The following is a 12,349-nucleotide window of genomic DNA, read 5'->3' as shown; positions in this document are numbered from 1 at the left end:
TCCGCGCGCAGGCTCCGGCCAGTGCCCTGCCTTGCGCGCGCTATGTCTTGTTGCGGTCAGCCCGCGAAACTGTGAGGCGGCAGGCCGGTGAAGCCGGTGTCCACCTCGAACAGGCAGCCCGCGTGGGTTTCATCCACGCCATCGGCGGCGCTGGTCACGAACATGCGGTCCAGATTGTTGCCAGCGAAGACGCATTTGGTGATCTGGCTGGCGGGTAGCTCGATAAAGCGCTCACGCGTGCCATCGGGCAGGAAGCGGCTGATGCAGCCCGCGCCCCAATGCGCGATCCAGATGCCGCCCGCGCTGTCACAGCACATGCCGTCCGGCGATCCCCATTCTTCCGGGAATTGCAGGAAGGTCTCTCGCGGACCGAGTTCGCCATCGGGCCCGATGGCGAAACGATAGACGCGGCCCAGCAGGCTATCGGTGTGATAGAGCGTGGTGCCGTCGCCGCTGATCGTGGGGCCATTGGCGATATGATAGCCCTCATCGACGCGCTTGACCGACAGATCGGTTTCGAGCCGATAGAGATGGCCACCTGCCCCCTGCCCGTCCATCTGCATCGTGCCCGCCCAGATCCGCCCGCGCGCATCGACACAGGCATCGTTCATGCGGTTGCCGGGACGATCGGGTTCGGGCGCATGGATAGGCTCCAGCGCGAAGGGATCGAGGGCCAGCGTGTGAAAGCCGCTCTTGAGCCCGGCGATAAAGCCGCCTTGCGTGCGGGGCAGCAGCCAACCGATCATCTCGGGGCAATCCCAATCGCTGATGGCACCATCATCCAGCGCAAGGCGATTGACCTTTTGCCCGATGATATCGACCCAATAAAGCGCCTGATCCTGCGGGCACCACACCGGCCCCTCGCCGAGGATATCCCGGCGGGGGCGTTCCACGATGCGCAGCGTTGCTAGTGTCGGCCGCATATCAGTGGCTGTCACGCGGCACGCCGTGGACCTGCGCGACACGCTGATATTTGACCGCGCTTTCCAGCACCGCGCCCGTGGCGAACTGCCCGGTTTCGCGGCGGTGGATGTCCTGCCACGGCGTCTGGCTTTCGGGGAAGGCGTAAGGCTCATCGACCAGAGCGGCGCGACGTTCGGCCAGTTCAGCATCGCTCACCAGCAGATTGGCGCTGCGATCCTTCAGGCTGATGCGGATGCGATCGCCGGTGCGCAGCAGCGACAGACCGCCGCCCACCGCCGCCTCAGGGCTGGCGTTGAGGATCGAGGGGCTGCCCGAGGTGCCCGACTGGCGCCCGTCACCGATGCAGGGCAGAGCATCCACCCCCGCGCGGATCAGCGCAGCAGGCGGGCGCATGTTCACCACTTCGGCGCCGCCGGGATAGCCGATGGGGCCAGCACCGCGGATCACCAGAATGGTGTGGGCATCGATCTCCAGCGCGGGATCGTCGATGCGGTGATGGTAATCCTCGGGGCCTTCGAAGACCACGACCTTGCCTTCGAAGGCATCGGGATCGTTCGGGTTCGAAAGATAACGCTCGCGGAAGCCCTCGCCGATCACGCTGGTCTTCATCACTGCCGCGTCGAAGAGGTTGCCCGACAGCACGGTCAGGCCTGCTGCTGCCTTCAGCGGGCGATCCAGCGGGCGGATCACATCCTCATCTTTGATCCGCGCGGCGTTGACGTTCTCCGCCACGCTGCGGCCGTTCACCGTCAGCGCATTGTCATACAAAAGACCGGCGCGCTGCAACTCGCCCATCACAGCGGGCACGCCACCGGCGCGGAAGTAATCCTCGCCCAGATACTCACCCGCCGGCTGCAAATTGACCAGCAGCGGCACATCGGCGCCATGCTCCTCCCAATCGGCCAGCGACAGCTCCACGCCAATATGGCGGGCGATGGCGTTCAGATGGATCGGCGCATTGGTGCTGCCGCCGATGGCCGAATTGACGCGGATGGCGTTGAGGAAAGCCTCACGTGTCAGCACATCGCTGGGCTTGCGGTCAGCGCGGACCATTTCGACGATCTGTTTGCCGGTGTGATAGGCGCATTCCTGACGGTCACGATGCGGCGCGGGGATCGCCGCCGAACCGGGCAGGCTCATACCCAGCGCCTCGGTCAGGCTGTTCATCGTGGTCGCCGTGCCCATCGTGTTGCAGAAACCGGTCGAGGGGGCGGAAGAGGCCACCAGCTCGATAAAGCCCTTATAATCGATCTCGCCGGCGGCCAGCATCTGGCGTGCTTCCCACACGATGGTGCCGCTGCCGGTGCGCTTGCCCTGATGCCAGCCGTTGAGCATCGGCCCAACCGAGAGCGCAATCGCGGGCAGATTGACCGTGGCCGCCGCCATCAGACAGGCGGGCGTGGTCTTGTCGCAGCCGATGGTGAGCACCACGCCGTCGATGGGATAGCCGAACAGCACTTCGCTTAGGCTGAGATAGGCCAGATTGCGGTCGATGCCTGCGGTTGGGCGCTTGCCGGTTTCCTGGATCGGATGGATCGGAAATTCGATGGGGATGCCGCCCGCCTCGCGAATGCCGTCCTTCACACGCTCAGCCAGCACGAGGTGGTGGCGGTTGCAGGGCGACAGGTCGCTGCCGGTCTGGGCGATGCCGATGATCGGGCGGTCGGACTGCAGCTCCTCAATGGAGAGGCCATAGTTCAGATAGCGCTCCAGATAGAGCGCCGTCATGTCGGGCGAGTCCGGATTGTTGAACCAGGCGCGGGAACGCAATTCTTTAGGGGCCTTAGCTTCCGTCACAATCATCCTCGATCCGCTTTGTCGTTGGCGGCCTGCCCTGCTCCACGCAGTGAGGCAGCTCACCAAGCTCATTGACCTGACAAAGCGCATATATCATATAAAACCGACATGGAAGAGGAACGTCACGTGAACAACACACCAATCCGGTTGGCACTCGTGGGAATCGGCAAGATCGCCCGCGATCAGCATATCCCCGCCATCGCCGCCAATCCGGCTTTCGAGCTTGTCGCCACCGTCAGCCCTTCCAGCCGTGTGGACGGCATCCCGGGCTTTCCCGATCTGGCATCGCTGCTGGCGGCAGGACTGGATGTGCAGGCCGTCAGCCTTTGCACCCCACCTGAAGTGCGCACACTTATCGCGCGTGAGGCACTGGAGGCAGGCCTGCATGTGATGCTGGAAAAGCCCCCTGCCGTAGCACTGTCTCAGGCGCAATTGCTGGTGGCCGACGCCCGGAAGGCGCAGCGCGCTCTGTTCGCCACGTGGCACTCGCGTGAGGCCGGGCATGTCGATGCCGCTCGCGACTGGCTCTCCGGGCGCACGCTAAAAGACGTGCGAATCGCGTGGCGTGAGGATGTGCGTCGCTGGCATCCGGGTCAGGAATGGATCTTCGCCGCTGGCGGTTTCGGCGTTTTCGATCCGGGAATCAACGCTCTGTCGATCCTGACGCGGATCATGCCCGGCGCCATCGCGATGGAGGGCGCCGCGCTCGACATCCCGGAGAATCGCGAAGCCCCCATCGCCGCCAGCCTGACCATGCGCCATGCCTGCGGTGCGCCAATCACCGCCGAATTCGACTTTCTGCAGACCGGCCCGCAGACGTGGGAAATCGCCATCGAAACCACTGACGGCACGCTGCTGATCCGCGATGGCGGCAGCAAAATGCTGATCGACGCCGCCGCCCAACCTGACCACCCCGACGCAGAATACCCCCGCCTCTACGCCCGCTTTGCCGAACTGGTGCGCGACTCCGCCGTCGACGTCGATCTGGCGCCGCTCACGCTGGTGGCCGATGCCTTTATGCTTGGGAAGCAGCGGCGCGTCGCCTCCTTCGAATTCTAGGCACCAAAAACCGGCCCGCAATCACACTTTTCCCACATATTGAGAGATTGCGGGCAGCTCCATGGCATTCCCCGGTTGCATCCGCCGGCAAACTTCTATTTATCGTACAATATTACATGAAACGGCGGGCCAGCGCCGCAGAGGAAGAGGAAAGCCATTATGCGTAAGACAATCGGGTCCGGCATCGCCCTGGCGATCGTGATGGCCAGCCAGGCTCAGGCTGGCGATATGCAGCGCAAGCCTTTTGGCACCATGCCCGATGGCACCGCGGTCGAGGCGATTACCCTCGACAATGGCAAGGGCATCACCGCCACCATCCTGACTCTGGGCGCCACCGTGCAGGCGCTGATCGTGCCCGACCGCAATGGCAAGAAGGCCGATGTGGCGCTGGGTTACGACGATCTGGCCGGCTACATCGCCAAGCCCAACTATTTCGGCGCCACGGTGGGGCGCGTCGCCAACCGTATCGCCAAGGGCCAGTTCACGCTTGACGGCAAGCAGTACCAGACCCCGGTCAATGACGGCCCCAATGCGCTGCATGGCGGTACGAAAGGCTTCGACAAGGTCGTGTGGTCCGTGGTGTCAGCCAAAGGCGGCGCCAAACCCAGCGTCACGCTGCGCTATGTCAGCCCCAACGGCGATCAGGGCTATCCCGGCACGCTGACGGCCACAACCACCTACAGCCTTGACGACAATGGCAATTTCGCGGTCGATTACGGCGCCACCACCGACGCGCCGACCGTGGTCAACCTCTCCAACCACACCTATTGGAACCTCAATGGCGAAGGCTCGGTGGCAGGTGCGATGGGGCATCTGATGATGATCCCCGCCACGACCTATTCCCCCACCGATGCCACCGCCATTCCCACCGGCGAATTCCGCCCGGTGGCCGGCACGGTCTTCGATTTCCGCACGCCTACCGCGATCGGCCTGCGCGTGCGCGACGGGCGCGACGAGCAGATCCGTTTCGGTCGGGGTTACGATCACAATTGGGTGGTCAGCCGCGCCAAGCCCGCCGCCATGCAGACCATGGCGCGGGTGGAAGATCCGCTCTCGGGCCGGGTGATGGAGGTGCTCTCCGATCAGCCCGGCATCCAGTTCTATTCGGGCAATTTCCTCGACGGCACGATCACCGGTAAGGCGGGCCATATCTACCGCGAGGGCGATGCCATCGTGCTGGAGCCGCAGATGTTCCCCGACACGCCCAACCGCCCGGAATTCGGCTCGGTGCGGCTCGATCCGGGCCAGACCTATGCCAACCACATCATCTATCGTTTCTCCACAAAGCGCTGACATCAAAATATAATCCTGGAGTGATGCAATGAAGAAACTGCTTCTCGCCGTGCTTGCGGGCACGGTGGCCTTTGCCACGCCCGCCGCCGCCCGCGACCGCTGGACCCCCGAGCAGGCCAAGGCCTGGTATGGCCCCCAGCGCTGGCTCGTCGGCGCCAATTACCTGCCCGCCAATGCCATCAACCAGTTCGAGATGTGGCAGCCCGAGACCTTCGATCCCGCGCGCATCGATCTGGAGCTGGGTTGGGCGCAGAAGATGGGCATGAACACCATGCGCGTCTTCCTGCATGACCAGCTGTGGGAGAAAGACCCCAAGGGCTTTGCCAAGCGCATCGACACCTTTCTGACCATTGCCCACAAGCATGGCATCAAGCCGCTCTTCGTGCTGTTCGACAGCTGCTGGGACCCCGATCCCAAGATGGGGCCGCAGCATCCGCCGATCCCCGGTGTCCACAATTCGGGCTGGGTGCAGGCGCCGGGCGCCGCAGCACTGCAGGACCCCAAGCAATATCCACGTCTTGAGGCCTATGTGAAGGGCGTGGTCGGCGCTTTCGCCAAGGATGACCGCATTCTGGGCTGGGACGTGTGGAACGAGCCCGACAATGGTGCCGATCAATATGCCGGACAGCCTGCCAACAAGGCGCAGCTTGTCACACAATTGCTGCCCAGCGTGTTCCAATGGGCGCGTTCGGCCAATCCGGCCCAGCCGCTGACCAGCGGCGTGTGGCAGGGCACCGATTGGGCGCCGGGCGACAAGCACCGCCCGATCGAGGACGTACAGCTCAACGAATCCGACGTCATCACCTTCCACGATTACAGCTGGCCTGAAACCATGGAGCTACGGATGACCAAGCTGGAGGCCTATGGCCGCCCGATCATCTGCACCGAATATATGGCGCGCGGCGCGGGTTCGACCTTCGACGGCTCACTGCCGCTGGGCAAGAAGCACAAGATCGGCATGATCAACTGGGGCTTTGTCGACGGCAAGGAGCAGACCCGCCTGCCGTGGGACAGCTGGCAGCGCCCCTATGTGCTGCAGACGCCAACCCTGTGGTTCCACGATGTGCTGCACACCGATGGCACGCCGTACCGCCAGGCCGAGGTCGATCTGATCACCAGAATGACGGCGGAATAAGCCCTTTTACCCCACCTTTTTGCGAGAAAAGGTGGGGTTACCTGGCTGTCAATTTTCCTGCCGTTCGGCATCGGCGATCAGCAGCATCACCTCGCGCAGGATCATGCTCATCGCCGTATGAGCGCCGGCGCTGTCCCGCGCTTCAATGGCAACCTTCACCGCGCGATGCGCCGGCAGGCTGGCGGTGCGCCCCTTGAAGCGGTTGGTAAAGCGGATCGAGGTGCGCAGCGCGGTTTCCACCACATCGCGGAACTGGGCGTAAAACGGATTGCCCGCCGCGCACAGCACCGCGACATGGAAAGCAATATCGGCATCGAGCGGATCGTCCTGACCGGCCTCGGCCGCCACCATGCGCTGGTAGCCAGCCTCGATCATGGCGAGGCCTTCGGGCGTGCCTTTACGGGCAGCCAGCTCGGCGGCGGCTGGCTCGATCGAGACACGCAATTCATTGAAATGGCGCAGGAGATTGATCGAGAACTTACGCTCCAGTAGCCAGCGCAGCACATCGGGATCGAACAGGTTCCACCCGGCCTCAGGCTGGATGATCGTGCCTTGCCGGGGACGGGCGCTGAGCAGGCCCTTGGTGGTCAGCATCTTGACCGCCTCACGCGTGACCGAGCGGCTGACAGCATAGGTCTGGGCCAGTTCTGCCTCGGTCGGGAAGGTCTTGCCGGTGAACTCACCCGTGACAATCGCCCGGCCCAGCGCATCGAGCATGCTATATGTCAGATTTTTTCCCAAATGAGATTGTTCCACAACCACCCCGCCAATGTCCATATTCTGGACCTTCACTCAATCATATGATCAATGCAACCCTTTGCAGCCGTTGTTTGGCAGCAATTCAGGCCATCGTCCTTACAGCAAGGTGACACTCAAAAGCCACCATGAACAAATTTTGTCTGCTGATCGCCTTTTTATCCTACAAATGACTTGCGCCTTCTGCGTTCCATGCTATGCCCATTATATAAGATAAATGCAATGGCGAGATCGAGGCGGCTTCCTCCGCCCGAAGATGCAGGGGCAAAATAAAAACATCTATATATCAATAGATTGAATTCTATCATCACCATACCCGTGCAGAACAACGGGCGTGGTCTGAGCGCTGCCTGCGCTCAATCATCATCTAAAAACAACGAAAAACCGAGGAGAAGGCGTGTGATCTTGAAGCGTGAATTCCTGCTGGCGGCGTCCACCACCGTGCTGGCTCTGGCATCGCCGGGGCTGGCACTGGCGCAGACTGCCCCCCAGCCCGACAGCCCGGCCGCACCGGCTCCCTCCACCGCCGACAACGAACCGGGCGCCGCTGAAATCGTGGTGACCGGCCAGCGCGCAGCCCTGGCCTCGGCGCAGAACATCAAGCGCCTTGCCCCGCAGGTCATCGACTCGATCGTGGCGCAGGATATCGGCAAGTTCCCTGACAATGCGGTGTCGGACTCGCTGCAGCGCATCACCGGCGTGCAGGTGTTCCGCGATTCCGGCGAAACCAACCGCGTCGTGATCCGCGGTCTGCCCAATGTCGTCACCACTTTGAACGGTCGCGAGATCTTCACCGGTTCCGGGCGCGGTTTTGCCTTTCAGGATCTGCCCGCCGAAGCCGTGTCGGAACTCAATGTCTACAAGACCAGCAGCGCCGATCTGATCGAAGGCGGCATTGCCGGTCTGGTCAACATCAACCTGCACAAGCCTTTTGATTTCAAGGGCTTTTCGCTCGGCCTGACGGCGCGTGGCGAGTACAGCGAATATGCCAAGAAGGTGAACCCGATCCTGGGCCTGCTGGTCAGCAACCGTTGGGACACGGATATTGGTGAGATCGGCGTGCTGGTCGATGTCTCTTACCGCAAGCAATATTACAACCAGCCCGCCAGCTTCTCCGATCCGCGTTACGAGCAGAACATCAGCGGGAACAACTTTCTGGTCTCCAACGCGGTCGGCGCCTTCTACACGCGCGGCCATCGCGAAAGGCCGCAGGCGAACTTCGCCCTTCAGTGGAAGCCTTCGCCCAATATTGAAATCTATGTCGATGGCATGTACGCGCATTACAAGGAACAGCGCGAGATCGACTATTATTTCGGCGTACCCGGAACGGCCACGTCTGTCAGCAACCTCCAGCTCTACTCGCCCTCGCAGGCTGGTGGCTGCGAGAACATTGCCGCGTCGGGCACGGTTGCCGCGCATCAGTCCTGCGAACTGGCTTCGGGGACCTTCAACAACCCCTACGTCGCCACCAGCACGCAGGCCTTCCGCCAGCATTCGCATGACGCGCAGATCGCCACCGGTGCCAAGATCACCAGCGGCAATCTGAAGGTCACGACCGATGTCGCCTATACCGACTCCTCCTTCGGGGAATCGATCTTCATCATCGATACCTCTCTGCCCAATCAGACCTTTGATCTGACCAGCAACACTGGCGGTCACATCAACTGGAATCTGCGCGGCAATGACAAGATGAACCCCAATCTCTTCCAGCTGCAGGGATTGTTCCAGACCGGTGATACCAATTACGGCAATTCGATTGCCTGGCGCACCGATGCCACCTATGACTTCGACAGTGGTTTCCTGAAGAAGATCGCGGGCGGTTTCCGTTACGTCAACCGCAATGCCGGTGCCACGGGCGAGACGCAGATCTCCACCCCCTATTCGAAGAATGGTGCGCCGCTCGTTTCGGCGACCAGCGTCTTTGGTCAGGGCTTCTTCGAAACGCTGCCCAACGATCTGGGCTTTGCCGGGATCAGCCCCGCCGTTACGCCCAATGTCGACTATCTGTTCAACAATCAGGCGCAGATCCGCGCGGCCTATGGCCTGTCGACCGGCGATGCGGCAGAAGACCCCTCGCGCTTCTACCGCGCAACGGAAAACAGCTTTGCCGGTTACGCGCAGGCGGGTTACGGCTTCGATCTGGGCAACATCGCCTTCGACGGCCAAGCCGGTGTGCGCGTGGTGCAGAACAACCGTTCGATCAACGCTTTCGCCATCACGGTGAACCCGGACAACAGCACCTCGATTGCCCCGGTCACGGCGCGCACCAGCGATACCGATATTCTGCCCAACGCCAGCGTCCGCGCTCACCTGACCAACAAGCTGCAGGCGCGCTTCTCTTACGCCAAGACGGCCAGCCGTCCTGATTTCGGCAGCCTCAACCCCTCGCTGACGCTCAATCCGCCGACGCTCAACCGCCTTGGTTTCGGCTCTTCGGGCAATGCTCAGCTGAAGGAAATCAAGTCCGACAACATCGATGCCACGCTGGAATGGTATTTCAACCGCTCCAGCTCGATCACGGCGGCCTATTTCCACCGCAGCATCTCGGGCTACATCCAGACCTATGGCGTGCAGCAGACCATCGGCGGCGTGCCCTACACCATCAGCCAGCCGCAGAGCGCGGGCAATGGCACGCTGCAAGGACTGGAGATCGGCTATCAGCAGTTCTATGACTTCCTGCCCGGTGCGCTGAGCGGTCTGGGTCTGCAGATGAACTACACGCTGATCACCGGCAGCACGCAGGCGCCGCTGGTCTTTGGCGGCGCGGCAGTGATGCAGCCGCTGGGCAATGTGTCGAAGAACAATGGCAATGCCGTGCTGATGTATGAGAAGTATGGCGTGTCGGCACGCCTTGCCTACAACTATCGCGGCAAGTTCATTGATTCGTTCAACCCAGGTGGTGTGCAGCTTCCCGCCTACAACGTCATCAAGGCGCAAAGCCATCTGGACCTCTCGGTCTCCTACGATGTGAAGAAATATCTGACGCTGACTGCCGATGCCACCAACCTGACCAAGGCCAAGGCCTATGAATATCTGGGCACGCCGCTGCTGCCCCAGAATGTCCGGTTGGAGGATCGCACCTTCTCGATCGGCGCGCGGATGAAGTTCTGATGCGCAAAGCGCTCGCGATCATCGCTTCGGTGATGATGCCGGGAGGGGTGGCTCACGCCGCCCCTCCTTCACCGCCCCAGGGGCAGATCCTTTTTACCCCGGATCATACGGCCAATCCGGAGGAAACCGGCGGCTATCCAAGGGTGATCCGCCTGGCCCATGCCGGGGCCAACAATGGCACGCTGCTGGCCACCTTCGCCCATGCCGGCGTGAAGGGGGAAAAGGGCAGCCTGCCGATCTACCGCTCGACCGACAATGGCAAGAGCTGGTCGGCCCAGCCCATCGGCGTGGTGCGTGACACCGTCCATGGCTGGGACATCGAGGCCCCCGCCCTCTTCGAACTGCCCGAAGCGCAGGGCGACCTGCCCGCAGGCACGCTGCTGGCGGCGGGCACCGCGTGGAACCGCCCGGATTTCCGCCAGCAGGCCATGGAAATCTTCATCAGCCGCGACGGCGGCGCCAACTGGACCTACCGCAGCAGCTGCGCCTCGGAAGCCTTGCAGGTCAACAATGAGGGCCACGGCATCTGGGAGCCCTTCTTCGCCATCACGGCGGATCACAGCCTCAACTGCTTCTATTCCGACGAACGTCCTTCTGCCGATGGTTTCGGCCAGGTGATCGCCCATGTGCGCAGCACCGATGGCGGGGCGACATGGGGTCCGGAAATCTTCGATGTCGGCATCCGCGATGGTCTGGCCCGGCCGGGCATGCCCACCGTGCTGCGCCTGCCCGATGGCCGCTACGCCATGAGCTTCGAGAACTGTCAGGCCGGGGCCGATGCCGATCATGTCTGCTCGGTCTATCTGAAAACCTCGCCCGATGGGCAGGACTGGACGCCGATTGCCAGCCTCGGCACGCAGATCGCCAGCGCGGATGGCCACCGCCTGCTTCACACCCCGACCATCGCCTGGACGCCCTATGGCGGGCGCAACGGCACGCTTGTCGCGGTAGGCCAGCGGGTTGTGTCGGGACCTGAGGGTCATCTGACCGTGGAGCCGGAATCCGGGCGCGTGCTGATGATCAACACCCAGCTTGGCGCCGGCCCGTGGAAGCAGATCCCCGCTCCCCTGCTGGTGGACCCGACCGGCAGCTATGCCCCCAAGGCCCCCTCCTGCCCCGGCTACAGCTCCCCCCTGCTGGTCTCTGACAATGCCAAAGACCCGACCATTGTGATGCTGGCGGGCACTTTGGCCGAAGGCACCACCTGCGCCGTCCGCGCGGCACGCGGCACCCTTGGAGAGAAATGATGATACGCCCCCCGTTTCGCACCATCATGACCACGCTGGCCCTTTCGCTCTCGGCAGCAGCGATCGCCGCGCCGGCGCCTTTCACCAATCCCCTGCTCCCCTCCGGCCCCGATCCGTGGATCGCGCGCGAAGGGCAGGATTTCTATTTCATGAGCACCGAAGGCAACCGCCTGGTGATCCGCAAGACGCGCAATCCCGGCGCTCTGCACGCCGCCACGCCGGTGACGGTCTGGACCCCGCCCGCGCATGGCCCCAACGCCATCTCGGTCTGGGCGCCAGAGCTGCACCGCATTCAGGGGCGCTGGTTTATCTATTACACCGCCGCTCAGGACGGCCATGACGATGACGATCATCGCGGCATCTTCGTGCTGGAAAACGATGGCCCCGATCCCACCAAGGGCGCATGGACCGATCGCGGCCAGCTGAAAACCGCGCATCACGGCATCGACGGCACGGTGTTCGAGCATGGCGGCAAGCTCTATTTCGTCTACTCGCCCTATGTCGGGCCCGAGAGCGATCTGGCCATTGCCCCCATGGAGAACCCATGGACTTTGGGCTCGCCAGAGGTGATCATCGCCCGGCCCGATCAGCCCTTCGAACAGCAGGGCGGGCGGCAGATTCTGGAAGGGCCGGAGTTCCTGCAAGGGCCCAAGGGCGATCTGTTCCTGACCTATTCGGCCAGCGCCTGCTGGTCTGACGATTATGCGCTGGGCATGCTGCATGCCGCGCCGGGCAGCGATCCGCTCGATCCCAAAGTGTGGCAGAAGGCGCCGCATGCGGTGTTCCACAAGGATGCCGCCAACAGCGTCTATGCGCCGGGACACAATGGCTTCTTCACCTCGCCCGACGGGAAGGAGAACTGGATCGTCTATCACGCCAATCCGGCAGCGAACATGAAATGCACCGCAGCACGCTCCCCCCGCATGCAGCGCTTTACCTTCGATGCGTCCGGGCGCCCGGTCTTTGGCCGCCCCGTATCTTCGGCCACCAAACTCGCCCCGCCCAGCGGCACGCGCTGAAACAGGAG

9 protein-coding genes are annotated in these 12,349 nt (G+C 62.8%); 6 read left to right on the top strand and 3 right to left on the bottom strand.

Annotation, left to right across the window (positions count from 1 at the left end; all coding sequences use genetic code 11):
• Positions 1-56: 56 nt before the first annotated feature.
• A complete protein-coding gene (locus tag HGK27_RS28685) occupies positions 57-938 on the bottom strand; it encodes an SMP-30/gluconolactonase/LRE family protein (RefSeq protein WP_322099061.1) in 882 nt (293 codons plus the stop codon).
• Positions 925-2,727 carry an IlvD/Edd family dehydratase gene (locus tag HGK27_RS28680; protein ID WP_206244201.1) on the bottom strand — a complete coding sequence of 601 codons (1,803 nt, stop codon included), beginning with the start codon at positions 2,725-2,727 and terminating at the stop codon, positions 925-927. The genes HGK27_RS28685 and HGK27_RS28680 overlap by 14 nt, the downstream gene beginning before the upstream one ends.
• Positions 2,728-2,847: 120 nt before the next feature.
• On the opposite strand from HGK27_RS28680, the gene HGK27_RS28675 reads away from it, so the two are divergent.
• From HGK27_RS28675 to HGK27_RS28665, 3 genes are all read left to right on the top strand, one after another.
• A complete protein-coding gene (locus HGK27_RS28675; RefSeq protein ID WP_241127567.1) occupies positions 2,848-3,780 on the top strand; it encodes a Gfo/Idh/MocA family protein in 933 nt (310 codons plus the stop codon).
• 159 nt (positions 3,781-3,939) lie between these two features.
• On the top strand, positions 3,940-5,073 hold the full coding sequence (locus HGK27_RS28670; RefSeq protein ID WP_206244199.1) for an aldose epimerase family protein: 1,134 nt from the start codon (positions 3,940-3,942) through the stop codon (positions 5,071-5,073).
• 28 nt (positions 5,074-5,101) lie between these two features.
• Entirely contained in the window at positions 5,102-6,208 is a 1,107-nt protein-coding gene (locus HGK27_RS28665) for a cellulase family glycosylhydrolase (RefSeq protein WP_206244198.1), read from the top strand.
• 48 nt (positions 6,209-6,256) lie between these two features.
• Here HGK27_RS28665 and HGK27_RS28660 read toward each other — a convergent pair whose 3' ends face one another.
• Positions 6,257-6,925 (bottom strand): FadR/GntR family transcriptional regulator, encoded by a 669-nt coding sequence (locus tag HGK27_RS28660; protein ID WP_241127566.1) that lies wholly within the window; start codon positions 6,923-6,925, stop codon positions 6,257-6,259.
• A 438-nt stretch (positions 6,926-7,363) separates the two neighbouring features.
• On the opposite strand from HGK27_RS28660, the gene HGK27_RS28655 reads away from it, so the two are divergent.
• The 3 genes from HGK27_RS28655 to HGK27_RS28645 are packed head-to-tail and all read left to right on the top strand — an operon-like array spanning position 7,364 to position 12,341.
• Positions 7,364-10,075 (top strand): TonB-dependent receptor, encoded by a 2,712-nt coding sequence (locus HGK27_RS28655; RefSeq protein WP_206244197.1) that lies wholly within the window; start codon positions 7,364-7,366, stop codon positions 10,073-10,075.
• Positions 10,075-11,322: a sialidase family protein gene (locus HGK27_RS28650; RefSeq protein ID WP_206244196.1), complete on the top strand. Its 1,248-nt coding sequence runs from the start codon at positions 10,075-10,077 to the stop codon at positions 11,320-11,322. The genes HGK27_RS28655 and HGK27_RS28650 overlap by 1 nt, the downstream gene beginning before the upstream one ends.
• Positions 11,322-12,341, top strand: a complete 1,020-nt coding sequence (locus HGK27_RS28645; RefSeq protein ID WP_407674715.1) for a glycoside hydrolase family 43 protein — start codon at positions 11,322-11,324, stop codon at positions 12,339-12,341. The genes HGK27_RS28650 and HGK27_RS28645 overlap by 1 nt, the downstream gene beginning before the upstream one ends.
• Positions 12,342-12,349: the final 8 nt, after the last annotated feature.

This window comes from Novosphingobium terrae (assembly GCF_017163935.1).
Lineage (GTDB): Bacteria > Pseudomonadota > Alphaproteobacteria > Sphingomonadales > Sphingomonadaceae > Novosphingobium > Novosphingobium terrae.
The sequence above is the reverse complement of the archived record's forward strand: the minus strand, read 5'-3'. Positions and strand labels throughout refer to the sequence as shown.